This window comes from Pseudomonas sp. GW821-FHT11G12, assembly GCF_058808055.1.
In genome coordinates, this window is sequence record NZ_JBXARH010000001.1 from 422,928 (window position 1) to 445,626 (window position 22,699).

General features: G+C 61.2%; 28 protein-coding genes and 1 pseudogene. 14 read left to right on the forward strand and 15 right to left on the reverse strand.

Annotated features, from left to right (window positions below; translation table 11 throughout):
* Positions 1–11: 11 nt before the first annotated feature.
* The 8 genes from AC1RR7_RS01835 to AC1RR7_RS01870 form a co-directional block, all read right to left on the reverse strand.
* Complete coding sequence (locus AC1RR7_RS01835; protein ID WP_493155863.1) at positions 12–1,013, reverse strand: glutathione S-transferase family protein; 1,002 nt, start codon at positions 1,011–1,013, stop codon at positions 12–14.
* A 91-nt stretch (positions 1,014–1,104) separates the two neighbouring features.
* Complete coding sequence (locus tag AC1RR7_RS01840) at positions 1,105–2,106, reverse strand: glycosyl transferase family protein (protein WP_102622709.1); 1,002 nt, start codon at positions 2,104–2,106, stop codon at positions 1,105–1,107.
* Positions 2,103–2,438, reverse strand: a complete 336-nt coding sequence (locus tag AC1RR7_RS01845; protein WP_085732133.1) for a TusE/DsrC/DsvC family sulfur relay protein — start codon at positions 2,436–2,438, stop codon at positions 2,103–2,105. The genes AC1RR7_RS01840 and AC1RR7_RS01845 overlap by 4 nt, the downstream gene beginning before the upstream one ends.
* Positions 2,435–2,728 carry a sulfurtransferase complex subunit TusB gene (tusB, locus tag AC1RR7_RS01850; RefSeq protein ID WP_102622708.1) on the reverse strand — a complete coding sequence of 98 codons (294 nt, stop codon included), beginning with the start codon at positions 2,726–2,728 and terminating at the stop codon, positions 2,435–2,437. Before tusB ends, AC1RR7_RS01845 begins: the two co-directional genes overlap by 4 nt.
* Complete coding sequence (gene tusC, locus AC1RR7_RS01855; protein WP_197867482.1) at positions 2,728–3,084, reverse strand: sulfurtransferase complex subunit TusC; 357 nt, start codon at positions 3,082–3,084, stop codon at positions 2,728–2,730. Before tusC ends, tusB begins: the two co-directional genes overlap by 1 nt.
* Position 3,085: 1 nt before the next feature.
* Positions 3,086–3,478 (reverse strand): sulfurtransferase complex subunit TusD, encoded by a 393-nt coding sequence (gene tusD / locus AC1RR7_RS01860; protein ID WP_102622718.1) that lies wholly within the window; start codon positions 3,476–3,478, stop codon positions 3,086–3,088.
* A gap of 77 nt (positions 3,479–3,555) precedes the next feature.
* Positions 3,556–4,260 (reverse strand): YoaK family protein, encoded by a 705-nt coding sequence (locus AC1RR7_RS01865; RefSeq protein WP_102622706.1) that lies wholly within the window; start codon positions 4,258–4,260, stop codon positions 3,556–3,558.
* Between the two features lie 25 nt (positions 4,261–4,285).
* A complete protein-coding gene (locus AC1RR7_RS01870) occupies positions 4,286–4,615 on the reverse strand; it encodes a DUF6388 family protein (protein WP_096822638.1) in 330 nt (109 codons plus the stop codon).
* 136 nt (positions 4,616–4,751) lie between these two features.
* On the opposite strand from AC1RR7_RS01870, the gene AC1RR7_RS01875 reads away from it, so the two are divergent.
* Positions 4,752–5,102, forward strand: coding sequence for a hypothetical protein (locus tag AC1RR7_RS01875; protein WP_096822637.1), 351 nt, complete (start codon positions 4,752–4,754; stop codon positions 5,100–5,102).
* Between the two features lie 20 nt (positions 5,103–5,122).
* On the opposite strand, the gene AC1RR7_RS01880 is transcribed toward AC1RR7_RS01875, so the two are convergent.
* On the reverse strand, positions 5,123–5,548 hold the full coding sequence (locus tag AC1RR7_RS01880; RefSeq protein WP_493065123.1) for a GNAT family N-acetyltransferase: 426 nt from the start codon (positions 5,546–5,548) through the stop codon (positions 5,123–5,125).
* Positions 5,549–5,697: 149 nt separating this feature from the next.
* On the opposite strand from AC1RR7_RS01880, the gene AC1RR7_RS01885 reads away from it, so the two are divergent.
* From AC1RR7_RS01885 to AC1RR7_RS01900, 4 genes and pseudogenes are all read left to right on the forward strand, one after another.
* On the forward strand, positions 5,698–6,135 hold the full coding sequence (locus AC1RR7_RS01885; protein WP_273535945.1) for a hemerythrin domain-containing protein: 438 nt from the start codon (positions 5,698–5,700) through the stop codon (positions 6,133–6,135).
* A 223-nt stretch (positions 6,136–6,358) separates the two neighbouring features.
* Entirely contained in the window at positions 6,359–6,994 is a 636-nt protein-coding gene (locus AC1RR7_RS01890) for a lytic polysaccharide monooxygenase auxiliary activity family 9 protein (protein WP_192558391.1), read from the forward strand.
* 39 nt (positions 6,995–7,033) lie between these two features.
* Positions 7,034–8,062 (forward strand): annotated as a pseudogene (locus AC1RR7_RS01895) (chitinase); the annotation flags it as partial.
* A gap of 119 nt (positions 8,063–8,181) precedes the next feature.
* Positions 8,182–8,772 carry an NUDIX domain-containing protein gene (locus AC1RR7_RS01900; protein WP_493155866.1) on the forward strand — a complete coding sequence of 197 codons (591 nt, stop codon included), beginning with the start codon at positions 8,182–8,184 and terminating at the stop codon, positions 8,770–8,772.
* On the opposite strand, the gene AC1RR7_RS01905 is transcribed toward AC1RR7_RS01900, so the two are convergent.
* Positions 8,769–9,284: a methylated-DNA--[protein]-cysteine S-methyltransferase gene (locus tag AC1RR7_RS01905; protein WP_493155867.1), complete on the reverse strand. Its 516-nt coding sequence runs from the start codon at positions 9,282–9,284 to the stop codon at positions 8,769–8,771. The two genes, AC1RR7_RS01900 and AC1RR7_RS01905, sit on opposite strands and share 4 nt — an antisense overlap.
* Positions 9,285–9,419: 135 nt before the next feature.
* Between AC1RR7_RS01905 and ggt the strand changes: the two genes are divergently transcribed.
* The 3 genes from ggt to AC1RR7_RS01920 all read left to right on the forward strand — a co-directional run bounded on the left by ggt (position 9,420) and on the right by AC1RR7_RS01920 (position 12,870).
* A complete protein-coding gene (gene ggt, locus AC1RR7_RS01910) occupies positions 9,420–11,147 on the forward strand; it encodes a gamma-glutamyltransferase (protein ID WP_493155869.1) in 1,728 nt (575 codons plus the stop codon).
* Positions 11,148–11,213: 66 nt separating this feature from the next.
* Positions 11,214–11,747 (forward strand): cysteine hydrolase family protein, encoded by a 534-nt coding sequence (locus AC1RR7_RS01915; RefSeq protein WP_493155871.1) that lies wholly within the window; start codon positions 11,214–11,216, stop codon positions 11,745–11,747.
* Positions 11,748–11,856: 109 nt separating this feature from the next.
* Positions 11,857–12,870, forward strand: coding sequence for a lysozyme inhibitor LprI family protein (locus tag AC1RR7_RS01920; RefSeq protein ID WP_493155873.1), 1,014 nt, complete (start codon positions 11,857–11,859; stop codon positions 12,868–12,870).
* A 4-nt stretch (positions 12,871–12,874) separates the two neighbouring features.
* Here the strand turns inward: AC1RR7_RS01920 and AC1RR7_RS01925 are convergent, their stop codons facing one another.
* Positions 12,875–13,516 carry a TetR/AcrR family transcriptional regulator gene (locus AC1RR7_RS01925; protein WP_192560978.1) on the reverse strand — a complete coding sequence of 214 codons (642 nt, stop codon included), beginning with the start codon at positions 13,514–13,516 and terminating at the stop codon, positions 12,875–12,877.
* Positions 13,517–13,640: 124 nt separating this feature from the next.
* Between AC1RR7_RS01925 and AC1RR7_RS01930 the strand changes: the two genes are divergently transcribed.
* Positions 13,641–14,099 carry a GNAT family N-acetyltransferase gene (locus tag AC1RR7_RS01930; protein ID WP_493155875.1) on the forward strand — a complete coding sequence of 153 codons (459 nt, stop codon included), beginning with the start codon at positions 13,641–13,643 and terminating at the stop codon, positions 14,097–14,099.
* Between the two features lie 5 nt (positions 14,100–14,104).
* On the opposite strand, the gene AC1RR7_RS01935 is transcribed toward AC1RR7_RS01930, so the two are convergent.
* Positions 14,105–14,404 (reverse strand): DUF7693 family protein, encoded by a 300-nt coding sequence (locus AC1RR7_RS01935; protein WP_493155877.1) that lies wholly within the window; start codon positions 14,402–14,404, stop codon positions 14,105–14,107.
* Between the two features lie 159 nt (positions 14,405–14,563).
* On the opposite strand from AC1RR7_RS01935, the gene AC1RR7_RS01940 reads away from it, so the two are divergent.
* Positions 14,564–16,009, forward strand: a complete 1,446-nt coding sequence (locus AC1RR7_RS01940) for a SulP family inorganic anion transporter (protein ID WP_493155879.1) — start codon at positions 14,564–14,566, stop codon at positions 16,007–16,009.
* A gap of 19 nt (positions 16,010–16,028) precedes the next feature.
* On the opposite strand, the gene AC1RR7_RS01945 is transcribed toward AC1RR7_RS01940, so the two are convergent.
* Entirely contained in the window at positions 16,029–16,547 is a 519-nt protein-coding gene (locus AC1RR7_RS01945) for a carboxymuconolactone decarboxylase family protein (RefSeq protein WP_493072133.1), read from the reverse strand.
* Between the two features lie 133 nt (positions 16,548–16,680).
* Here AC1RR7_RS01945 and AC1RR7_RS01950 point away from each other — a divergent pair, with 133 nt between their 5' ends.
* The gene (locus AC1RR7_RS01950; protein ID WP_102622040.1) at positions 16,681–17,502 is read left to right on the forward strand and encodes a cupin domain-containing protein; all 822 of its coding nucleotides are present in this window, start codon (positions 16,681–16,683) and stop codon (positions 17,500–17,502) included.
* Positions 17,503–17,505: 3 nt separating this feature from the next.
* Here the strand turns inward: AC1RR7_RS01950 and AC1RR7_RS01955 are convergent, their stop codons facing one another.
* Positions 17,506–18,399 carry a DMT family transporter gene (locus tag AC1RR7_RS01955; protein WP_273535927.1) on the reverse strand — a complete coding sequence of 298 codons (894 nt, stop codon included), beginning with the start codon at positions 18,397–18,399 and terminating at the stop codon, positions 17,506–17,508.
* 91 nt (positions 18,400–18,490) lie between these two features.
* Here AC1RR7_RS01955 and AC1RR7_RS01960 point away from each other — a divergent pair, with 91 nt between their 5' ends.
* Positions 18,491–19,822, forward strand: coding sequence for an aminotransferase-like domain-containing protein (locus AC1RR7_RS01960; protein ID WP_493155881.1), 1,332 nt, complete (start codon positions 18,491–18,493; stop codon positions 19,820–19,822).
* A 70-nt stretch (positions 19,823–19,892) separates the two neighbouring features.
* Complete coding sequence (locus AC1RR7_RS01965) at positions 19,893–20,282, forward strand: c-type cytochrome (RefSeq protein WP_493155883.1); 390 nt, start codon at positions 19,893–19,895, stop codon at positions 20,280–20,282.
* A 49-nt stretch (positions 20,283–20,331) separates the two neighbouring features.
* Here the strand turns inward: AC1RR7_RS01965 and AC1RR7_RS01970 are convergent, their stop codons facing one another.
* Entirely contained in the window at positions 20,332–21,216 is an 885-nt protein-coding gene (locus AC1RR7_RS01970; RefSeq protein ID WP_273535918.1) for a LysR substrate-binding domain-containing protein, read from the reverse strand.
* Positions 21,217–21,376: 160 nt separating this feature from the next.
* Here AC1RR7_RS01970 and AC1RR7_RS01975 point away from each other — a divergent pair, with 160 nt between their 5' ends.
* Positions 21,377–22,678, forward strand: coding sequence for an NAD(P)/FAD-dependent oxidoreductase (locus AC1RR7_RS01975; RefSeq protein WP_493155886.1), 1,302 nt, complete (start codon positions 21,377–21,379; stop codon positions 22,676–22,678).
* Positions 22,679–22,699 lie beyond the last annotated feature (21 nt).

The following is a 22,699-nucleotide window of genomic DNA, read 5'->3' on the forward strand; positions in this document are numbered from 1 at the left end:
CGATCCTGCTCTCAACCTCTGCGCCAAACCCCTTTCCCGCCCAACCGGTCCCGGTCATGGGTCACATTGAAATCCTGCTCCGGCCCCTTCGGCACCACCCCGGTCGGGTTGATGGTCTTGTGGCTGCCGTAGTAGTGGTTCTTGATGTGCTGGAAATCCACGGTCTCGGCAACGCCCGGCCACTGGTACATCTCACGCAGCCAGTTCGACAGGTTCGGATAATCGCTGATCCGCCGCAGATTGCATTTGAAGTGCCCGTGATACACCGCGTCGAAACGAATCAGCGTGGTGAACAACCGCACGTCCGCCTCGGTCAGGTATTCACCCGTCAGATAACGGTTGGCGCCCAGCAGCTGCTCCAGATGATCGAGTTCGGCAAAAACATCATCGAAAGCCTCTTCATAGGCGTTCTGCGAAGTAGCAAACCCGGCGCGATACACGCCGTTGTTCACGGCGGGATAGATCCGCTCGTTCAATGCATCAATCTCACCGTGCAACGGCGCCGGATAGAAGTCCAGATCGTTGCCGGTCAAGTCGTCGAAGGCGCTGTTGAACATGCGGATGATCTCCGCTGATTCGTTGCTGACGATGCGCTTGAGCTTTTTGTCCCACAGCACCGGTACGGTGACGCGGCCGGTGTAGTCGGCGGTGTCAGCGGTGTAGCGCTGGTGCATGAAGTCGAAGTGGTCGAGTTTGTCGCCGGTCGAGCCGAGGTTCTGGTCGAAGGTCCAGCCGTTTTCCAGCATCAGCCAACTGACGACCGAAACATCGATCAGACTTTCCAGGCCCTTGAGCTTGCGCAGGATCAGCGTGCGATGCGCCCAAGGGCAGGCGAGGGAGACGTAGAGGTGATAACGCCCGGCCTCGGCGGCAAAACCGCCTTCACCGCTCGGGCCCGGCGCGCCGTTGCGAGTGACCCAATTGCGGCGCTGCGCCTGCTCGCGCTGGAACGCGCCGTCCTTGCTGCTTTCGTACCACTTGTCCTGCCAGCGGCCGTCGACGAGTAAACCCATGATCAAGACTCCACAAACCAATAATCGTTGGAGCCGAGTCTATTCCGATGAGTTCGAACAAAAAGCGCAAAGATCGGGCGTGAATGATCGGTTAAATCGATTTGTTCCGTGCGGCCCAGTATTGCTCGGCAGTTTCGAAGGCTTGTTCGCGACTTTGGCCAAGGCCTCGCAGGGCCAGGGCCATGGTCGAAATCAGGGCCATTTGCGGATAGCTGTCGACCACATCGCCACGCCAGACGGCCTTCAGATGCTCGATATCCAGCGACGCCGGTTTGACGTGGCGTTGCGCCGACAACTGCGGCCATTCCTCGTCCCAGCTCTCGCCGCCGGTGGTGCCGTACAGGTGGCTGTCGGCATCCGGGTTGATCTCGATTTCGCCGCCGTCACCCTTGATCACGATTGCCGTGTCGCCGAGCAGACCACTGGCATCGCGATGCACGGCTTGATAGCCGGGATGAAAAATACTCTGCAAGCCGCAACGCGCGCCCAGCGGATTGAGAATCCGCGCCAGCGAGTGAATCGGCGAACGCAGGCCGAGGGTATTGCGCAGATCGATCATTCGCTGCAGCTGCGGTGCCCAGTCCAACAGTGGCATGAACGCCAGGCCACCGTTGTCCAGCGCCGCGCCGACCTGTTGCCAGTTGCGGCACAGCGGGATGTTCAGTTCACCGAGCAGTTGTTCGGAGTACAAACGCCCGGCGGTGTGCGCGCCACCGCCGTGCATGAAGATGCGCAAACCGTTCTGTGCCAGGCACTTGGCTGCCAGCAGATACCACGGCAGGTGACGTTTCTTGCCGGCATAGGTCGGCCAGTCCAGATCGACCTTCAGTGCTGGCGCCTGCAAGCGTTCGCGCAGGGCTTCGGTGAAGCCGGCCATTTCCTCGGCGCTTTCTTCCTTGTGCCGCAGCAACATCAGGAAGGCACCGAGCTGGGTTTCTTCGACGGCTTCGTCGAGCACCATGCCCATGGCCTCCCGGGCTTCCTCACGGGTCAGGTCGCGAGCGCCACGCTTGCCCTTGCCGAGGATGCGCACGAACTGGGCGAACGGGTGCTCGGCGGGCGTTTCGAGGGTCAGCGCTGGATAGTCGGTCATAGGCAATTCGTCGGTTTGGGCAGGCCCGCCAGTTTCGCGGCGAGTTTGGCAGGGGTGCCTTTGAACAGTCGGTTCAGGTGCAGGCTGTTGCCTTTCTCTGCGCCGAGCTTGAGCGCGGTGTATTTGATCAGCGGCCGGGTGGCCGGGGACAGCTGGAATTCGGCGTAGAAACTGCGCAACAGTTCGAGGACTTCCCAGTGTTCGGCGCTCAGCTCGATGTCTTCGGCAGCGGCGAGGGCGCTGGCGACTTCGGCCGACCAGTCGTTCAGGTCGACCAGGAAGCCGTCCTTGTCCAGTTCAATGGCGCGGGCGCCGACGGTCAGCGCATTCATAGCCAGGAATTGACCTTGTCGTGGTGGATCGACAGTTCGACGAAGGCCGGGTAATCGATGGCTTCGGCCCAATCCGGAACCTGCACGGCGCGGGCTTGCGCGTCTTCGGCCAGAACGAAGAGTTTCACCCGACGGGTTTCCAGCGCAATGAACGGCGCAGTGCCGGGTTGCAGCGCATAAGCAGCATCGCCAGATAGCAGCAGCGCGTCGGCAGAACCGAGCAGGCGCAGGCAACTGGTCAGGCGTTCGTCACCGAACGGGGAATGAGACAACACATGCAAAGTCGACATCAGAGCGTGATCACCTGGTCGTAACGGTCAATGAGGGCGGTGATTTGCTCGGCAGCCAAGGGCAACGCCTCGTCCAGCGAGCGATCGCCGAGGCCGCGAGCACTGGCGCTGTCGGCGCAGTAGAACAGCTCTTCCACACCGAACATCGGCAACGCTTGCAGGTTGGCGCTCAGGTCTTTCTGTTGCAGGGCCTTGGCGTTTTGCCCGGCGGCCAGTTGCAACACACCGTCGTCGAGAAACAGCAGGCCGATCGGCAGATCGAAGGCGCCGCCGGCCAGCACGATGTCCAATGCTTCGCGGGCACCGGGGCCGGACCACGGCGATTGACGGCTGATAATCAGAAGGGACTTGGCCATGTCATGCGCCTCCGAAACAGATCAGACGGTCGGCATCCTGAACCGCGTCATGCAACTGGCCGAGGCCGGACAATTCCCACGGTGCGCTGACCGCCACGGCATCACGCTGATAACGCCCGGCTTCCTCGGCATTCAACACGCCACGGCGCAAAGCGGCGGCGATGCACACCACACCGTCGAGGTTTTGTTCGGTGATAAACGTTCGCCACTGTTTGGGCAGGTCCAGTTCGTCCTGCGGCGTGACCACGGCGTCGGACGCGTTGTAGACACCGTCCTGATAGAAAAACAGCCGGACGATTTCATGCCCGCCGGCCAGCGCAGCCTGCGCGAACAGCAGGGCGCGGCGCGAGGAGGGCGCATGGGCGGCGGAAAACAACGCAATGGCGAACTTCATGACGGACTCGATCAGCAAAACTGCGGCCATGATAAAGCTTTCTCGGCGGGGCGGCGAAGTGGATGTTGCCGCAGTCTTTAGCGCGGCATGTACCCCAACTGCCAGCGCCGGGGGATTTTCAGCGAGACCAGGCCGATCAACGCAGCCAGCAAACCGCTGGCGTACAGCGCTTTGAGCCCCAGGTGATGCTCCAGCACGGCACCGAGGATGGCGCCGATGAACATGCCGCTCCACGGCACCAGTTGCACGCGCCAGCCATTGCGCCGCTCGCCCATTATCCAGCGCCCCAGACCGCGACCGAACCGCGAGAGTGCACCGGTGACATAGGTCAGTCCGACCGCCAGACCGTTCACTTCTTCCACCGCGGCATTGAGCATGCCCATGGCGGTGATTGCCGCCAGCAATGCCGGCAGTTGCACATCGGACGGCCAGGCAGCAGCCCCGCAGAGCAGCGTCGCGATGCACAGCAGCAACGGCAGTGCGCGGCGCCTGCCGAGGCGACCGATCACCACGCCGAGGGCGTTGCCGAGGATGAACGTCGCGACCAGGATCACCAGCCGCAGCGTCAGACTCACATCGCCATCACTGATCGCCACCGCCAGCCGTGTGGTGTTCCCGCTCATGAATGAAACGAAGTCACCACTGGCCATGAAGCCGATGGCATCGGTCATCCCCGCCAGGACCGAGAGCGCGGCCACCATGGCCAGCCCTACGCGACCGCGCCATTTCTGCATATGCAAGTGGCCGGGGCTGGCGCGGTGAGTCGAGAGGGTTGGCAGCATTGGTGCGGATGTCCTTTCGTAGAGGTCAGGGTTCTATGCCATAAAGGTCGCAATATTCCAACCAGTCCATCCCGGCCATCTCCGCCACTTCCCGATGCACTTCCAGGCGTTGCGCCTGATAGTCCTCGGGCGTTGCAGCGGTCAGTTGCAGCGTCAGTTCCCAGGCAAACAAGCCCTGGCTTTCGGCCTCGGCTTCGAAGGCTTCGTGCAGGCGTTCTTCGCGGTACTGTGCCGGGGTTTCGCCTTTGGCCTGGGCCAGCAACGGGTTGAGATGATCGAGGGCTTCGCGCACTTCAGGGTGTGCATCGAGAAACAGTTTCAGGGCATGTTCATGTCGCTGGTCGGTAGGCGCCATGGGGTTTCCTTGTGGGGCTGATGACCTTTAATGTGCCGCAGCGGCCGGCGGGTGTCGCGCTCTAAATGCAGTAAAGCAGAACGATTTTGCGCGTTGCGGTGATACAGTCCGTTTTTTTTCCGAATGAGCGAATGCAATGCGAATGCTGATGGTGGCACTGGCGGCAACCCTGCTGGCCGGTTGCGCGGGTTCGGCGATGGAAGACGCCCGCACGCAAACCCCTTACAAGGTCCTGAACTCGGACAAACCCGAGAAAGTCGTGGCCCAGTGCGTGCAATTCGCCTGGCAGGACGAAGCGGTGTTCGGCGTCGATGCGGCGGCGTATCTGCAACCGGGCAAGAAGGGCGGTTCGACGGTCTACACCCGTTCGGCGGAGTCGTTTGTCGACGTGACCACGAATGCGTCCGGCACGGTGCTGAGCTACTACGCGCAGAAGGATGACTTTGTCGCCAAGCGCCGGCTGGCGGCGTTGGCGACCTGTCTGTAACACCTGGCGATCCGCGGGGTTCAGACGTCCAGACGCTTCTGGAAAAACATGCGTTTGTGCCCCGGCGGGTAATCCGACAACTCGCCAAACTGGCGATATCCCAGCTTCTTGTAGAATTCCGGCGCCTGAAAATCGAAGGTGTCGAGCCAGGCCCCGATGCAACCCTTCTCACGCGCCAGGTCTTCGGCCATGCGCATCAGTTTCGACCCGATCCCCTGGTGGCGACCCTGCTCCGGCACCGACAGCAAATCGACGAACAGCCACTGGCAGACCAACCGGCCATAGAGTCCACCCAGAATGGTGTCGTGTTCATCGCGTACCAGCAGCGTGAGCGGCTCCGATACGGCAATCCCGGCCTGAGCGACGTTGTAGGCGTGCAGCGGCGCCAGAATCGCCAGGCGTTCTTCTTCTGTAGAGTCTTGCGACAGCTCGATCCGTAAACTCATGTGCAACATCCTTATGGCAGTGAACCGGCAGCCTATCGCGCCTCGGTCAATTGATCCATCCCGGCATCGAACAGTTGGAACCGTCGCTCCAGCGTTGGGGTCTAGCCCTTGAAGGCGTTCATTCCGAATGCGTTTATCGAGGAGAGTCCATGAATATTTTCGAAGCCCTTCGCGAAAGCCACGACCGGCAGCGCAGCTACGCCAAGACCTTGATCAAGACCAGCGGCGATACCCCGGAACGCGTCGAAGCCTACAAACAACTCAAAGCCGAACTGCAGGCCCACGAAACGGCCGAAGAGCGCCACTTCTACATCCCGCTGATGGAGTTCGACAACGGCGTCGATCTCAGTCGCCACGCCATCGCCGAACACCATGAAATGGACGAAATGATGGAGGAGCTCGACGAGACCGAAATGTCCAGCCCGGCCTGGCTGGCCACGGCGAAAAAACTCTCGGACAAGGTCCATCACCACTTGAAGGAGGAGGAGCAGAAGTTCTTCCAGATGGCTGGCAAGCTGCTCGACGACAAACAGAAAGAACAGCTCGCCGGGCAGTATGAAAAGGAGTTCAAGGCGCAGCTTCCCTGAGCCGGTGAATGCAGGTTTTTGTAATGACGCCGTGTAGGCTTTTTGCCATGCGTTGGGTGAGCGTCGTCGCAATGTACTGTATTTATATCCAGTATTTTCGGTGTTTTACGCATTTCACCGCCGCAGGTTGCGACAAAACCGCCGATGGACAAAAAATCCCCCTCCGTTAGCTTGAAGGCCTCTCCTCGGAAAGGAGAGTTCTTAAATCAACGGAGTGAAAAACATGAACCAACCACAAGCTCAAACCCAACTGCGACACGGTCGCGTCATTTCCCCTGCAAGCCGCGGTGCGGTGGCCATCGAACAAGGACTGCTCGGTGGCTGGCAGGTCAACGAGATGGAAGGTGGCAAGAACTTCCCGGCACTGGTGGCCGGCCCGTTCCCGGCGCCTTTCGAGTCGGATAACCCGAGTGTCGTGCCTCCGGCCGACGGTCACATTCTCAGCGGTGGCAAGGACGATGCCCGCGATTGCGTGAACTTCACCGACGAGGAAATGAGCAAGAAACTCGGTCGTCCGTTCACCTGGCCGCTGCTCAACGTCACCCCTGGCCAGACCCTTGAAGTCAAATGGGAATACACCGCGCCGCACACCACTCGCGGTTACCGCTGGCTGATCACCAAGGATGGCTGGGACCCGAAACAACGCATCACCCGTGCACAACTGGAAGCAAAACCGTTCGCCGAGGACTTCTATCCGCAAGTGCCGTACTACAGTCATGCGGCGGAGCTGAAGGCCAAGGTCAATCACGCAGTGAAACTTCCGGCCAACAAGCAAGGTCATCACGTTGTTGTCCTGATGTGGATCGTCGCCAACACCGGCAACGCCTTCTATCAGGCCTTCGATGTGGACTTCAAATAAGTCCGTAACACCCACCTACACGTTCTGAAGGATTAGAACATGTCAAATATCGACTTCACCTTATTGCAAAACCAGGCGAGCGACGCGGCTTCGCTGATGCCGAGCATCGCCGGCAAGAAAATCCTCATGGGCTTCTGGCACAACTGGCCGGCCGGCCCGAGCGATGGCTATCAGCGCGGTCAGTTTGCCAACATCGCCCTGGAAAACGTGCCCAAGGACTACAACGTGGTTGCGGTGGCGTTCATGAAGGGCAGCGGGATACCGACCTTCAAGCCGTTCAACGTTTCCGATGCCGAGTTCCGCCGCCAGGTTGGCGTACTCAACAGCCAGGGCCGGGCGGTGCTGATTTCCCTCGGCGGTGCCGATGCGCACATCGAGTTGCGTGCCGGGCAGGAGCAACCGCTGGCCAACGAAATCATCCGTCTGGTGGAGACCTACGGCTTCGACGGGCTGGACATCGATCTTGAACAGAGCGCGATTGATTTCGCTGCCAACAAGACCGTCCTGCCGGCCGCCCTGAAACTGGTCAAGGATCACTACGCAGGCCAGGGCAAGCATTTCATCATCAGCATGGCCCCGGAGTTTCCGTACCTGACCACCACTGGCAAATACGTCGGTTACTTGCAGGCGCTGGAAGGCTACTACGACTTCATCGCGCCGCAGTTCTACAACCAGGGCGGTGACGGTGTCTGGGTACCGGAGGCCAACAATGGCAACGGTGCGTGGATCGCGCAGAACAACGATGCGCTGAAAGAGGACTTCCTCTATTACCTGACCGAAAGTCTGGTGACCGGCACTCGCGGATTCACCAAAATCCCTGCGGACAAGTTCGTCATCGGCCTGCCAGCCAACGTCGACGCCGCTGCCACCGGTTACGTGATCGACAAGAACGTGGTCGGCAATGCGATGAAACGCCTGGCGGTCAAAGGGCACCCGATCAAGGGCCTGATGACGTGGTCGGTGAACTGGGACAACGGCACCAGCAAGGATCGCGTGCCGTACAACTGGGAGTTCAGTCGGCGTTATGGGCCGTTGATCAACGGCGCAGGAGCGGCCTCGCCGGAGCCTGATGTCGCGATTGCGGACATGGCCCGCCAGCGGTAATCGAATAAAAAAGCCCGGTAGCGCTGCCGGGCTTTTTTTCGCCTAACATGGGGCCTCCCGATGACAACAATGGATGAAGCGTCATGCCCAACACCGCCGAGCGGATCAATATCGTCGACACTCAGGTGTTGTCCCACGACTGGTACCTGCTGAAGAAAATCACTTTCGACTACCTGCGCAACAACGGTGAATGGCAACGCCAGACCCGCGAGGTCTACGACCGTGGCAATGGTGCGGCAATTCTGTTGTTCAACCGCGAAAAACGCACAGTGGTACTGACTCGCCAGTTCCGTCTGCCGGTGTTCGTCAACGGTCACGACGGTTTGCTGATCGAGGTCGCTGCCGGGTTGCTGGAAGGCGCAGCACCGGAGCAGCGCATTTGCGATGAGGCCGAGGAGGAAACCGGTTACCGCGTGCATGACGTGAAGAAGGTGTTCGAGGCATACATGAGCCCGGGCTCAGTGACCGAGAAGCTGCACTTCTTCGTCGCCGAATATGACGCGAAGTCGAAGGTCGGCGATGGCGGCGGCCTGGAAGAGGAAACCGAAGAACTTGAAGTGCTGGAGTGGCGTTTCGACGATGCACTGGCAGCGTTCCAACGAGGCGAAATCTGCGATGCCAAGACCATCATGCTGTTGCAGTATGCGGCGATGAATCACTTCTTCGGCGCTTAAAACAGATCGCCGGTCTTGCCGATGTCTGACCACTGGCCACCTTCCAGTGTCAGCAACCGCTCCTTGGCCTCAAGGCCTCCGGCAAACCCGGTCAGTTTTCCCGACGCGCCGATCACCCGGTGACAGGGCGCGATGATCGAAATCGGGTTTTTGCCGTTCGCCGCGCCGACGGCGCGCACTGCGCTGGGGTGACCGATCTGCCGGGCAATCTGGCTGTAGGTGCGGGTTTCGCCAAACGGAATGGTGAGCAATGCGGCCCAGACCTTTTTCTGGAACTCGGTGCCGGCGAAATCCAGATCCAGATCGAACGCACTTCGCGTCCCGGCAAAATATTCTTCCAGTTGCTGCGCGGTTTTCATCAACACCGGATTGTCCGGGGCTTCGCTCATCGGCCCGAGGCGCACCCGGTTCGGTTTGTCGTTTTCCCAGAGGATGGCGGCCAGTCGTGAACCGTTCGCGACCAGCTTCAACTCGCCCACGGGCGAGGGCAGGGTGATGAACGTGTAGGCCATGGGGAAAACTCCGGATCGGCTCGGCAACAGCGCCCAGCATACTGCCGGATCGGGGAGGCGCAAACCGCAATCGCGACCATACTGGCTGATGCTCTTGAAGCGCTTTCCTACCTTATAAAAAGAAGAGACCGACTCATGAAGTACGAACCTTTTGCCAAATCGCTGATTGCGACCTCATTGGCGCTCAGCTGCCTCATGGCTCACGCCGCCTCCGTGGCACCGGTTGCCGCCGAAAACGGTATGGTGGTCACCGCCCAGCATCTGGCGACCCATGTGGGTGTCGATGTACTGAAAAGTGGCGGCAATGCGGTGGATGCGGCGGTCGCCGTAGGCTACGCACTGGCGGTGGTTTACCCGGCGGCGGGCAACCTCGGTGGTGGTGGTTTCATGACCATTCAACTGGCGGACGGACGCAAGACCTTCCTCGACTTCCGCGAAAAAGCCCCGTTGGCCGCGACGGCCAACATGTACCTCGACAAGGACGGCAATGTCATTCCGGACCTGAGTACCCGTGGCCACCTCGCGGTCGGCGTTCCGGGCACCGTGTCCGGCATGGAGCTGGCGCTGAGCAAGTACGGCACCAAACCGCGCAAGGACATGATCGCCCCGGCGATCAAACTGGCGGAAGAAGGTTTCGAACTGGAACAGGGCGACGTCGATCTGCTGGATTACGCCACCGACGTGTTCAAGAAGGACATCAAAGACTCCGGCGCGATCTTCCTGAGCAACGGCGAGCCGATGCAGGTCGGGCAGAAACTGGTGCAGAAGGATCTGGGTAAAACCCTGCGTACCATTTCCGAAAAAGGTGCGGACGGTTTCTATAAAGGCTGGGTCGCCGACGCGATCGTCACGTCCAGCCAGGCCAACAAGGGCATCATCACCCAGGCTGACCTCGACAAATACAAGACCCGCGAACTGGCTCCGGTGGAGTGCGACTATCGCGGTTATCACGTCGTGTCGGCGCCACCGCCAAGCTCCGGCGGGGTGGTGATCTGCCAGATCATGAACATCCTCGAAGGCTACCCGATGAAGGATCTGGGCTTCCATTCGGCCCAGGGCATGCACTACCAGATCGAGGCGATGCGCCACGCGTATGTGGATCGCAACAGCTATCTGGGCGACCCGGATTTCGTGAAGAACCCGATCGAACACCTGCTGGACAAGAACTACGCGACCAAGCTGCGCAACGCGATCCAGCCGCAGAAGGCCGGCGTGTCGGCGGAACTCAAACCCGGCGTTGCGCCGCACGAAGGCAGCAACACCACGCACTACTCGATCGTCGACAAATGGGGCAACGCGGTGTCTGTCACCTACACCCTCAACGACTGGTTCGGCGCAGGCGTGATGGCGAGCAAGACCGGGGTGATCCTCAACGATGAAATGGACGACTTCACCTCGAAAGTCGGCGTGCCGAACATGTACGGCCTGGTGCAGGGCGAAGCCAACGCCATCGCGCCCGGCAAGGCGCCGCTGTCGTCGATGAGCCCGACCATCGTGACCAAGGACGGCAAGGTGGTGATGGTGGTGGGCACGCCGGGTGGTAGTCGCATCATCACGGCAACCTTGCTGACCATGCTCAATGTCATCGACTACGGCATGGGCCTGCAGGAAGCGGTCGATGCGCCGCGTTTCCACCAGCAGTGGATGCCGGAGCAAACCAACCTCGAAGACTTCGCCGCCAGCCCCGACACGAAGAAGATTCTCGAGAGCTGGGGCCATAAGTTCGCGGGTCCGCAGGACGCCAACCACATCGCTGCCATTCTGGTCGGCGCGCCGTCGCTGGGCGGTAAACCGGTCGGCAAGAACCGCTTCTACGGTGCCAACGATCCACGGCGCAACACCGGGTTGTCATTGGGTTACTGAGAAGGGTAAAAAGGGGGCGGGCACACGTCCGCCCCTGTCTCAAGGACCGATCAAGGAAGGCTCACCATGACCACCGCATTGCTGATCATCGATGTCCAGCGCGCCCTGTGCACAGGCGAATACGAGTGCCACGACATCAAACGGGTGATCGACACCATCAACGGCCTCAGTGCCCGCGCGCGCAAGGCTGGGGTTACAGTCGTACTGATCCAGCATAACGAAAAGGACAGTCCGTTCGTCCACGGCACCGAGGGCTGGCAACTGGCTGACGGCCTGGCAACCGCGCCGGGCGATCTGCGCGTCGACAAGACCGCCAACGACTCGTTCTACCAGACCAACCTGCAGAAACTGATCCCCCGGGAAGACTTCGACCGCCTGGTGATCTGCGGCCTGCAAACCGATTACTGCGTCAACGCCACCGTGCGCCAGGCCCATCAACTGGGCTACGACGTGGAGTTGGCCGCCGACGCGCATTCCACCGTCGACAACGGCAACATGAGCGCCGAAGACATCATCGCCGAGCACAACAAGGACTGGGCGCACCTGACCGGTTCCGTGTCACGGATCGATGTGAAGCCGGCGGCTGACATCGCGTTCTGATGCTCTTTTGCCGAAGCCCCCGGTTGTCTGCCTGCAACCGGTGAAAAATCCAGAGCATCGATAGCCCGGGCGCGGCATACTGCCGCCGCCTCAGGAATGGAATCTGTCGATGCTCGCTTTCAATCTCCGTCACGCCTTGCTGCTGACGTCTCTCGTTTTTGCTGCCAACACTCACGCTGCCAGTTTTGACTGCGCTGGCGCTTCCAACCCGGTTGAAAAAGCCATTTGCGCTGATCCGTATACGTCGAGACTTGATGAGAAGCTTGGGGTGCTTTGGCACAAAACGCTGGCGCAGGTTGCGGATCCGCAAGTGCTCAAGGCTGACCAGCGGCAGTGGCTGAAGAACCGCAAGGGCTGCGACCAACAGATGGCCTGTCTGCGTCGGGAATATCTGATGCGGATTGCCGAACTTGAGTACGCCGCCAAGCCGTTCAATTGGGACTCTACCTGGCAGCTCATCCCAGGAAGCCCTTCGTCCGCCGCAGAAATAAAAACCAAGCGGCGCGACGCGACGCATATAAATTTTGATGTTTCGGCAGCGGAGGGCGGTAACTCCGGCAATCTGGAAGGCGTTGCTTCGTTGAAGGGGAAACAGGCCGATTACGACGAAGAACAATGTTCGCTGAGTTTTACGGCAATCAACGGAATACTCCACGTGATGCAGGACGGTGCCGATGCCGACTGTGGCGGTGGGATGGGTGTTTATTACGCCGGCCGTTATGTGGCATCCGACAAACCCTTGAAGCTTGATTACGATTTGCTCAGCCTCGGTTTGGCCCGTTCAACTGAAGAAAACGAAATGTTGCGCACATTGCTCAAGACTGACTATCAATTGCTGGTGGAAATATCCGGCTCAATGATGACTGGCGACCCCAGTGCCGATGTGCCGGGCAGTCAAATGGTGGAGATGTGGATGCGTGGTCTGGGCAATACCGCGATGTTCATGAGTGCGCCAGACAATCAGTTGTGGGTAATGGTGATGGCCTACGACGGACAGGGAAAATCCCGTGTCCGTTACTACACCAACGTGCTGCAATGGAAGACTCGTTTACCCGATGCCATGCAGGCCTGGTACAAGCAGAAGTCGGCTGAAGGAACGCTGCCGCTGGATTTCATGCCCTGACTCTTCAAGTCGCAAACATCAACCTGCGAACATCACTCACCGGCTCGGACACCACACCGCCCAGCACCAGCCGCGTAATGGTATCCGCCGCCACCGCATAATCCTCATCCTGCGGCACTTCCCGCCCGGTGATGCGCCCCATCTGCCAGCCGATATTGGTGTAGGTGCGTGTCGCCGACCAGATGAACAACATCAAATGCTCGGGATCGACCGGGGCCAGCAAGCCGCGTTCGATCCAGCTGCGCAGGCACTCGACATTGCGCCTGGCTTCGGCGTGCAGCAGGTCGCGGCATTCGTCAGGCAACTGGCGACCGCCCAGCAGCAGTTCACCACTGAACACTTTGGCAATTGCCGGATGCTCGCGGGCAATGCGGATGCGCGCGGCGACGTAGGCGCGCAGGCCGATCAGCGGGTCATCACTTTCGCGCAGCACCGCCGAGGCTTCCAGCAGCGGCTCGACGAAGCCGAGCAGCACTTTGCCGTAGAGGTTTTCCTTGCTCTGGAAGTAGTAATACAGATTGGCCTTGGGCACCCCGGCACGGGCGGCGATGTCGCGGGTCTGGGTCGCGTCAAAGCCGTTGGCGGCAAACTCTTCGCTGGCGGCTTTGAGGATTTGTTGCTGGTTGCGTTCGCGAATGCTGCTCATGGACGGCATGGAAGGTCTGGCCATTTCGGGTTCGCAATATACAAAACTATATAGCGATTAGGCCAGCGAACTCGACGGACAGCGCTATGCTGGTGCAACCATTTGAATCGATCGGGGAGGGGATATGAGCCTTCAGGCACTGCGCGCCCACGTGGAACATCTGGATGCGGTAGCCGAACTGTTCGACGGTTATCGCGGTTTCTATGGCCAGCCGTCGAACCTGGCGCAATCGCGGGCCTTCATCGCCGAGCGCATGGCCGGCAATGAATCGGCGATTTTTCTGGTTGAGGACGAAAGCGGTAATGCGCTGGGATTCGTCCAGTTGTACCCGACGTTTTCTTCGATAGACGCCCACCGCACCTGGCTGCTCAGCGACCTGTTCACCACGCCGGCCGCCCGAGGCCGTGGCGTCGGACGATTGCTGATGAACACTGCACGCGACTTCGCCGTGGACACCGGCGCCAAGGGGCTGGTGCTGGAAACCGCCACCGACAATTTCACGGCCCAGGGCTTGTACGAGTCCCTCGGTTGGGTGCGTGATACCGGGTATTACACGTATGTTCTGGACCTGCGGCAGGGCTGATCCGCTCAGCCGGCCTGAGCCAGCAATCGCTCGATCTGCGCCAGTTCCCAGGTGCTGAGCAGGCTGACCGGATCGGTGCCGAAACGTTGAGTCGTGTCGAGTGTCCACACACGGTCTTCCGGACACCGGCATTGCAGGCAGTGGTGCAGGCGTTGGCCGTCAAAGTCGAGCGACAGGTGCCAGCCGTCGATATCGACCGACATCTGGCCTGGCCCGGTTGCCTGCGCGAGACGCCGTAACGGGCAAACTTCCAGCGCCGCATCGCGCAAGCGCTGGCAGACTTCGCGGGCGGATAAAGGTGACATGTTCAAACCCGTAGATTAACCAAACCCGCAAGCATAGAGCGCCAACCCGCCCCTGTCAGCGATCACTGGCCCGTGCCCGGGCATTTGCGTAACATCCGCAACCCTCTTTTTCCCGCGAATGCAGCGGCCGCCCGTGTCGGCCGCTTTGTCAGGTAAGCCATGAAACCGATTCGTCTGCGCGCCGATGTCCTGGCCGGACTCACCACCTCGTTTGCCCTGTTGCCCGAATGCATTGCGTTTGCGCTGGTGGCTCACCTCAATCCGCTGATGGGCCTGTACGGCGCCTTCATCATTTGCACGCTGACCGCGTTGTTCGGCGGCCGGCCGGGCATGGTGTCCGGGGCGGCCGGTTCGATGGCGGTGGTGATCGTCGCGCTGGTGGTGCAGCACGGCGTGCAGTATCTGCTGGCGACGGTGTTGCTTGGCGGGTTGATCATGATGGCGTTCGGGTTGTTGCGCCTGGGCAAACTGGTGCGCATGGTGCCGCACCCGGTGATGCTCGGGTTCGTCAACGGTCTGGCGATCATCATCGCGCTGGCACAGCTGGAGCATTTCAAGAGCGGTGAGCAATGGCTCAGCGGCACGCCGTTGTACCTGATGATCGGGCTGGTGCTGCTGACCATGACCATCGTCTACCTCCTGCCGCGCCTGACCCGCTCCGTGCCGCCGGCATTGGTGGCGATCCTCGGCGTTGGGGCGCTGGTCTATCTGCTTGGCCTGCCGACCCGCACCCTCGGCGACATGGCGCACATCGCCGGCGGTCTGCCGACGCTCGCGCTGCCGGACATCCCGTGGACGCTGGACACCCTGCGCATCATCGCGCCCTACGCGATTTTGATGGCTATGGTCGGCCTGCTGGAAACCCTGCTGACCCTCAACCTCACCGATGAAATCACCGAAACCCGTGGCTACCCGGATCGCGAGTGCGTGGCGCTGGGCGCGGCGAATATGGTGTCCGGTGCGTTCGGCGGCATGGGTGGTTGCGCGATGATCGGCCAGACCGTGATCAACCTCAGTTCCGGCGGGCGCGGGCGGTTGTCCGGGGTGGTGGCGGGGGTGTTGATCCTGCTGTTCATTCTGTTTCTGTCGCCGCTGATCGAGCGGATTCCGCTGGCGGCGCTGGTGGGGGTGATGTTCGTGGTGTCGCAGCAGACGTTTGCCTGGGCCTCGTTGCGGGTGCTGAACAAAGTGCCGCTCAACGATGTGCTGGTGATCATCGCGGTAACCACCATCACGGTGTTCACCGATCTGGCCACGGCAGTGCTGTGCGGGATCATCATCGCGGCGCTGAACTTTGCCTGGCAGCAAGCGCGCGAGTTGTACGCCGATGAACACCTGGAAGCCGACGGCAGCAAACTCTACCGCCTGCACGGCACGCTGTTTTTTGCCTCGACCACGCCGTTCCTCAATCAGTTCGACCCGGCCAGCGACCCACAGCGGGTGACGCTGGATTGCCGGCACCTGAGCTTTGTCGACTACTCGGCCATCGCTGCGTTGAAAACCCTGCGCGAACGTTACGCCAAGGCCGGCAAGCAATTGCAGGTGTTTCACCTGTCCGAGCGCTGCAAGAAACTGCTGAAACGCGCCGGGGTCGATCACGACTGAGATCGACCCCGGTCACTGATCAGGCATCGATGGCCGGGAAATCGATGTCGGTCAGCGCCACGTTGTTGAGGTAGTTGGTCAGGGTCTGCGCGGCGACGATGGCGATCGTTTCGATGATCTTCTTGTCGTCGATGCCGGCAGCGCGGGCGGCGGCGATCTGTTCATCGCTCAGATGGCCACGGGTTTCCGTCAGTTGATGGGCGAGGGCGGCGAAGGCGTTCAGCCGACCGTGACGCGCCTCGACAATCTCCTGCGCTGCCAGCCCGGCCTTGCTGGCAAACAAGGTGTGCGCCGCCAGGCAATAATCGCAGCCGTTGACCTGCGACGTGGCGAGGTACACCGCTTCTTTTTCCTTGGCGCTCAGGGACGTTTTGCCCAGTGTGGCGGAGATTTGCACGTAGGCATCCAGTGCGGCGGGCGCAACAGCCAAGGTCTTGAACAGGTTGGGCAGGAAGCCGATTTTTTTCTGCACGCCTTCAAGCGTCGGGCGAGTGGCGTCGGTGGCGGTTTCGAGGCTGACAGGAACGATGCGGCTCATGGTGATTCTCCGAAAGTCCGGTGCGAAGTGCGCCGGGGATGGAGGTCATGTTATTGAGCGCAACTGGTGCTTTGGGTGCAAATCGTCGAGGATATGCGACAGATCGTCCAAACCTTCCGTCGGGGATTCTTCCATGGATCGCTTGTCCACGTTGCTCAGCCACTTCGGCGTCAATGCCGGCACCTTCCACAGCGGCACCTTCTGCGGCATCAGTGCCTACGGTGGCGATCAGGTCTGCGGTCATGTGCATCTGTTGCAGGCCGGGCAGGTGCTGCTCAAGCCGGGGAATGACCCCGAACTCACGCTCAGTGAACCGACCCTGATTTTCTTCCCCCGACCGTTTGCCCACCGACTATTCGCCGACGAGGCCATGAACACGCAACTGGTGTGCGCCTCGCTGACGTTTGATGGCGGTGCGGGCAATGCGCTGGCGGCGGCATTACCGGATTATCTGGTGCTGAAACTCGGCGACCTTCCTGAAATGGCCAGCACCCTGGAGTGGCTGTTCAAGGAAGCGTTCGACGGCCACTGCGGGCGCGAAGCGGTGATGGATCGGCTGTTCGAGTTGCTGGTGATTCTGCTGCTGCGGCATCTCATCAGCAGTCGCGACCAGCAGCCGGGCATGATGGCGGGGCTGGCGGATCCGAAGATTTCCCGTGCGTTGAGCCTGATGCATGACCAGCCGGCCAAGGCCTGGAGTGTTGCCGAACTGGCAGCGACCGCACATTTGTCCCGTGCCGGTTTTGCCGAGCACTTCCGGCGAGTGGTGGGGCAGACGCCGGTGGATTATCTGGTGAGCTGGCGAATCAGCCTCGCGCAGAAACGTCTGCGCGAAGGGCGACCGATCGCCCTGATCGCCGAAGAAGTCGGCTATGAAAGTCCTTCGGCGCTGGCCCGGGCGTTTCGGCGCAAGACCGGGCTCAGTCCACGGGAGTGGAAAGCGGGAGTGAGTTGAAGGTCATTTGGCGAATTTCTTCGCCCCGGCGACGCACAGGATCACGCCCAACGTGACCACCAGCATGCCGACGCTGACCTGTTCATGCAGCAACGTCGCCGCCAGCGCCAGACCGAAGAACGGCTGCAACAACTGCAACTGCCCGACCGCCGCAATCCCGCCCTGAGCCAGGCCGCGATACCAGAACACAAAACCGATCAGCATGCTGAACAGCGAAACGTAAGCCAGGCACACCCACGCCGACACGCTGATGCCGCTGAACGAGACGGGCGCCAGCCACACGCTCAGCACGGCCATCACCGGCAACGACAACACCAGCGCCCAGCAGATCACCTGCCAGCCGCCGAGGGTACGCGAGAGTTTTGCGCCTTCGGCATAACCGAGGCCGCAGGCGAGGATCGCCGCCAACATCAACAGATCGCCGGTGGGCGAGGCGGTCAGGCCTTGTGAAACAGCAAAACCGACCACCAGCGAACTGCCCAGCACCGAAAAGATCCAGAACACCGGACGCGGCCGTTCACCGCCGCGCAACACGCCGAAAATCGCTGTCGCCAGTGGCAGCAATCCTACAAACACAATGGAATGCGCCGACGTCACGTATTGCAGCGCGAGGGCAGTCAATAACGGGAAACCCACGACCACGCCCAGCGCGACAATCAACAACGAGAACCACTGATCCCGCGCCGGTCGTCGTTCGCGAAACAGCCATAACAGGCACAGCGCCAACACCCCGGCGATGGTGGCGCGGATGACGGTGAGGAACACCGGGTCGAATTCCAGCACCGCCAGCCGCGTGGCTGGCAGTGAACCGCTGAAAATCACGACGCCGATGAAACCGTTGATCCAGCCACTGGTTTTTTCCAGGGCCGGTGCGGGCAGATTCGTGGTTCGTTCCATGTTGGGTCACGCTCAAGAGTGGGGTTGCTTGTGGCTCATCCTAGGGCTGAGAATCAGCACAATCAAAGAATTGTCATGGATACATCCCGACATGCCGCGCTCTCGCTACAAGACCCTCGTTGATACCTATGCCGCCGATATCCGCAGTGGTCGCCTGCTACCCGGTACGCGTTTGCCGACCCACCGGCAACTGGCCGCCAGCGAAGGGCTGGCGCTGGTCACGGCGTCACGGGTGTACGCGGAGCTTGAGGCGATGGGCCTGGTCAGCGGCGAAGCGGGGCGAGGTACGTTTGTGCGGGAGACGTCGCTGCCGCCGGGGCATAGCATCGATCAGAAAGACGTGGCGGTCGGCATGGTCGATCTCAATTTCAACTACCCGTCGTTGCCCGGTCAGGCCGAGTTACTGCGAACGGCGCTGCGGCAACTGGCGCTGTCCGGCGACCTCGAAGCGCTGCTGCGCTATCAACCCCACGCCGGCCGAGTGCACGAGCGCGCCTCGGTCGCCCGGCATTTGCAAACCCGTGGCCTGAAGGTCGATGCCGGGCAAGTGCTGATCGTCAACGGCGCGCAACAGGGGCTGGCCGTCGCGCTGATGGCGTTGTTCAAACCCGGTGACGTCATTGCCGCCGATGCCTTGACCTATTCCGGCTTCAAGGTCCTGGCCGAGGCGTTGCACCTGGAAGTGGTGGCGATTCCGGTGACCGATCACGGGCCGGATTTGCCGGCGCTGGAGCGACTCTGCCGCAGCCGCTCGGTGCGTGCCGTGTACAGCATGCCGACCCTGCACAATCCGCTCGGCTGGGTCATGTCCCTTGATCAGCGCGAACAGATGGTGGCGATTGCCCGGCAGCATGATCTGACGATCATCGAGGACGCGGCCTACGCCTTTCTGGTCGATAACCCGCCGCCACCGTTGGCCGATCTGGCAGCGGAGCGGACGATTTACGTCTCGGGGCTCTCGAAAAACATCGCCACCGGCCTGCGCGTCGGCTTCATCGCCGCGCCGCTGCAAACCGTCCCGGCCCTTGAGCGCATCATCCGCGCCACCACCTGGAACACTCCGGGCGTCATGACTGCCATTGCCTGCGGTTGGCTCGACGACGGCACCGTCACGGTGCTCGAAGCGCAAAAACGTCACGACGCTCGGGCACGTCAGGTGCTGGCGGGCGAGATACTCAAAGACATTGCACACATCGGCCATCCGTCCTCGTATTTCCTCTGGCTGCCATTGCCGGAGGACGCGCGCGCCGATCAGGTCGTGGTCGAGTTGATGCAGCAGCAGATTGCGGTATCGATCGCCGAACCGTTCGTGGTTTCGGCGCACGTCCCCCACGCGATCCGGATTGCCCTGGGGTCGGTGGACATGGATGTACTGCGTCAGGCGCTGATAAAAGTCCGGCAGGTGGTGGGCGCCTACCGCTAGCCGAAGCCTTTCGGATCGCCACAAAATGCTACCCTTGCGCCGCCCGATTTACGCCAGTCCGGAACCTGCAATGAAAAACCGCGCCTTACTGACCTTCGCCCTGATCCTCAACGCAGGCCTGCTCAGCACGCCCGCCCTGGCGGCGGGCGACGCCGAGGCCGGCGCCAAAATCTTTCCGCGTCTGTGCGGCGGCTGCCATCAGGTCGGCGAATCCGCCCGCCCCGGATTCGGCCCGGAACTCAACGGCATCATCGGCCGCCCGGCCGGGACGTCGGCGAACTACGTGTACTCGGACGCGATGAAAAACTCCGGCGTGACCTGGAACCGTGAAACGCTGACGGCGTATCTGAAGGACCCGAAGGGTGTGGTGCCAGGGACGCGGATGATCTTCTGGGGGCTGAGTGATGAGGAGAAGATCGATAATCTGTTGGCGTATCTTCAGACGTTTGCCCAGCAATGAAAATCTTGCACGGGAGCTGAGTAAAACAGCTCCCGTGTGATGTCTGCGTTCAAACCTCGCGCTCAGCCTGCCCCGCAAACCACCCCATCACCACCCCACACGCCGGATGCGAAGCCGCTGAAGGCTGCAAGCACAACGAGTAAATCCCCCCGGTTTTCAGTGGTTCCCCGAACGGCACCACCAGCACACCACGCTCGATGGATTCTGCCGCCAGCGTCATGTCCGTCACCGCCACACCCAATCCCCGCGCCGCCGCATCCAGTGCCAGTTCATCGAGGTTGAACGGGATGTGCCGGTAATCCTCCAGCGGTTTGCCGTCGTTCGCGGCCAGCCATTCGATCCATGCCTGGCGATCTACCGAGCGATGCAGCAGCGGGAAGCGCAGCAACGCGTCCACTGAGCGCGGTGCTCCGGCCAGATTTGGGGCGCACACCGGCACCAGCGTTTCCTGAAACAGCGTCAGGCAATCCGGATCGCTTGATGCTGTCGGCAAATAAAGGATGTAGGCATCGCTGTCGCCGGTCGGTTCGACGACTTCGGTGGCGACGGTTTCGATGGCCAGCGAGACCTCGGGATGGCGCAGATAAAAGTCGCTGAGTTTGGGCAGCAACCAGCGCACCGCCAGCGACACGTGCATGCGAATGCGGAACGGACGTTTCTGCGGCGTAAGGCGTTCTTCAAGGGTTTTCAGTTGCTCAAAGATGCTCCGTGCGCTGGCCAAAACCTGCTCGCCTTCCGGCGTCAGGTGCAGGTTGCGGCTGGTGCGCACGAACAGCGCCACGTTGAAGTGACTTTCCAGTTGCTGGATCTGCCGGCTCACGGCGCTTTGGGTCAGGCACAACGTCTGCGCTGCCTGAGTGAAGCTGCCGCATCGGGCGACTTCGACCAGTGCCTGCATGGCTTGCAGCGACGGGACGTGACGAATTTTATCCATGCGTTTTCAGAATGGCTCGATGATTTCTTAGCGTTGGTGAGGTGTTCGAAGACCTTATAGATTCTAGCTCTGGCGGCGATCTTCACAACACGGGCATGCGATTCACGCATGAGCCTGCAAAGAAGGCAAGTCGCCGAACGACAGTCGAACGAGGTGATGCATGGACAATATCTGTGGCTGGATCGCGCAAGCCGGAAACTCCCCGGCACGCGGTCGCCTGAGCGGAGCGCAAAAAGCCGACTGGCTGGTGATCGGGGCCGGCATCACCGGGCTCAGCGCTGCGCATAACCTCGCGCAACTGCATCCCCAGGCGCGGATTGTGGTGGTGGATCGGCAATCGGCGGCGCAGGGCGCGTCGGCGCGCAACTCGGGTTTTGTCGTCGCCCATGAACACCCGGCCGACAGCGAACTGATCGGCGCCGCAGGTTTTGCCGGGTTTGAAGTCGACACGGCGATTTCCCGCGCCGCCAGCGAAGAAGTCCGCCAACGCATTGCCCGACACGGCATCGACTGTGACTTCCGCGACAGCGGCTATTTCTTTGCCGTGAACGATCCGGCCAAGCTCAATCAGGTCGACGCGAAACTGGCCACGCTGCGCGCCCTCGGTGCCCGTGCCGAGTTTCTGCAAGGCGAGGCGCTGAGCCAGAAGCTCGGCACTCGCCACTATCAGGCCGCGATCTGGTGCGGCAATGGCAATGCGCTGCTGCAACCGGCCAAGTACGTGAAGGGCTTGCTCAATGCGCTCCCGGACAACGTCACGGTGTTCGAGAACACCGATATTTCCGGTCTTGAGCGTGTCGGCCAGGGGCGTCTACGCGCCCAAGGTGCCGAAGGCAGTATCGAGGCGAAGCAGGTGCTGGTGTGCCTCAACGCCTTCATTCCCCGCGTCGGCATCAACGACAGCGCCACGTTCCCGATGGAGTTGAGCGCCAGCCTTACGCGTCCGCTCACGGATCAGGAGTTCGCGGCCATCGGTTCGGTCGAGCCGTGGGGCGTGCTGTCGACCCGGCCGCTGGGCGCCACCGTGCGGTTGACCCCGGATCGTCGGGTGATGATTCGCAACACCGCCGAATACCGCACGCGGGACCTGTCCAACAGCGAGCTGGTCCTGCGTCGGCAACACCATGTGCGCGGTCTGCAACGGCGTTTTCCGTTCTTGGGCGAGCAAGACATTCGCTACACCTGGACCGGTCACCTGAGTGCGACCCGCAGCGGCCAGGCGTATTTCGACCGGGTTGAGGAGGGCGTTTTCGCCGTGGCCGGTTGCAACGGCTCGGGCGTGGCGCGCGGAACCCTGTGGGGACGGCTGTTGGCGGAGCTGGCGTCGGGCATCGACTCGCCCTTGCTGCAATCGGTGATGCAACGGGCCGAACCCGGCTGGCTGCCGCCGCGACCTTTCTTCGATATCGGTGCCATGCTTCGCATGCGCGTGGAGGCGGTCAGGGCCAGAACAGAAATCTGAAATTCCGCACATCCCACAAGA

Bases quoted from the DNA above. Each gene is read 5' to 3' on its own strand.
- AC1RR7_RS01835 (WP_493155863.1), bottom strand. From the start codon at position 1,013: ATGGGTTTACTCGTCGACGGCCGCTGGCAGGACAAGTGGTACGAAAGC.
- AC1RR7_RS01840 (WP_102622709.1), bottom strand. From the start codon at position 2,106: ATGACCGACTATCCAGCGCTGACCCTCGAAACGCCCGCCGAGCACCCG.
- AC1RR7_RS01845 (WP_085732133.1), bottom strand. From the start codon at position 2,438: ATGAATGCGCTGACCGTCGGCGCCCGCGCCATTGAACTGGACAAGGAC.
- tusB (WP_102622708.1), bottom strand. From the start codon at position 2,728: ATGTCGACTTTGCATGTGTTGTCTCATTCCCCGTTCGGTGACGAACGC.
- tusC (WP_197867482.1), bottom strand. From the start codon at position 3,084: ATGGCCAAGTCCCTTCTGATTATCAGCCGTCAATCGCCGTGGTCCGGC.
- tusD (WP_102622718.1), bottom strand. From the start codon at position 3,478: ATGAAGTTCGCCATTGCGTTGTTTTCCGCCGCCCATGCGCCCTCCTCG.
- AC1RR7_RS01865 (WP_102622706.1), bottom strand. From the start codon at position 4,260: ATGCTGCCAACCCTCTCGACTCACCGCGCCAGCCCCGGCCACTTGCAT.
- AC1RR7_RS01870 (WP_096822638.1), bottom strand. From the start codon at position 4,615: ATGGCGCCTACCGACCAGCGACATGAACATGCCCTGAAACTGTTTCTC.
- AC1RR7_RS01875 (WP_096822637.1), top strand. From the start codon at position 4,752: ATGCGAATGCTGATGGTGGCACTGGCGGCAACCCTGCTGGCCGGTTGC.
- AC1RR7_RS01880 (WP_493065123.1), bottom strand. From the start codon at position 5,548: ATGAGTTTACGGATCGAGCTGTCGCAAGACTCTACAGAAGAAGAACGC.
- AC1RR7_RS01885 (WP_273535945.1), top strand. From the start codon at position 5,698: ATGAATATTTTCGAAGCCCTTCGCGAAAGCCACGACCGGCAGCGCAGC.
- AC1RR7_RS01890 (WP_192558391.1), top strand. From the start codon at position 6,359: ATGAACCAACCACAAGCTCAAACCCAACTGCGACACGGTCGCGTCATT.
- AC1RR7_RS01900 (WP_493155866.1), top strand. From the start codon at position 8,182: ATGCCCAACACCGCCGAGCGGATCAATATCGTCGACACTCAGGTGTTG.
- AC1RR7_RS01905 (WP_493155867.1), bottom strand. From the start codon at position 9,284: ATGGCCTACACGTTCATCACCCTGCCCTCGCCCGTGGGCGAGTTGAAG.
- ggt (WP_493155869.1), top strand. From the start codon at position 9,420: ATGAAGTACGAACCTTTTGCCAAATCGCTGATTGCGACCTCATTGGCG.
- AC1RR7_RS01915 (WP_493155871.1), top strand. From the start codon at position 11,214: ATGACCACCGCATTGCTGATCATCGATGTCCAGCGCGCCCTGTGCACA.
- AC1RR7_RS01920 (WP_493155873.1), top strand. From the start codon at position 11,857: ATGCTCGCTTTCAATCTCCGTCACGCCTTGCTGCTGACGTCTCTCGTT.
- AC1RR7_RS01925 (WP_192560978.1), bottom strand. From the start codon at position 13,516: ATGAGCAGCATTCGCGAACGCAACCAGCAACAAATCCTCAAAGCCGCC.
- AC1RR7_RS01930 (WP_493155875.1), top strand. From the start codon at position 13,641: ATGAGCCTTCAGGCACTGCGCGCCCACGTGGAACATCTGGATGCGGTA.
- AC1RR7_RS01935 (WP_493155877.1), bottom strand. From the start codon at position 14,404: ATGTCACCTTTATCCGCCCGCGAAGTCTGCCAGCGCTTGCGCGATGCG.
- AC1RR7_RS01940 (WP_493155879.1), top strand. From the start codon at position 14,564: ATGAAACCGATTCGTCTGCGCGCCGATGTCCTGGCCGGACTCACCACC.
- AC1RR7_RS01945 (WP_493072133.1), bottom strand. From the start codon at position 16,547: ATGAGCCGCATCGTTCCTGTCAGCCTCGAAACCGCCACCGACGCCACT.
- AC1RR7_RS01950 (WP_102622040.1), top strand. From the start codon at position 16,681: ATGGATCGCTTGTCCACGTTGCTCAGCCACTTCGGCGTCAATGCCGGC.
- AC1RR7_RS01955 (WP_273535927.1), bottom strand. From the start codon at position 18,399: ATGGAACGAACCACGAATCTGCCCGCACCGGCCCTGGAAAAAACCAGT.
- AC1RR7_RS01960 (WP_493155881.1), top strand. From the start codon at position 18,491: ATGCCGCGCTCTCGCTACAAGACCCTCGTTGATACCTATGCCGCCGAT.
- AC1RR7_RS01965 (WP_493155883.1), top strand. From the start codon at position 19,893: ATGAAAAACCGCGCCTTACTGACCTTCGCCCTGATCCTCAACGCAGGC.
- AC1RR7_RS01970 (WP_273535918.1), bottom strand. From the start codon at position 21,216: ATGGATAAAATTCGTCACGTCCCGTCGCTGCAAGCCATGCAGGCACTG.
- AC1RR7_RS01975 (WP_493155886.1), top strand. From the start codon at position 21,377: ATGGACAATATCTGTGGCTGGATCGCGCAAGCCGGAAACTCCCCGGCA.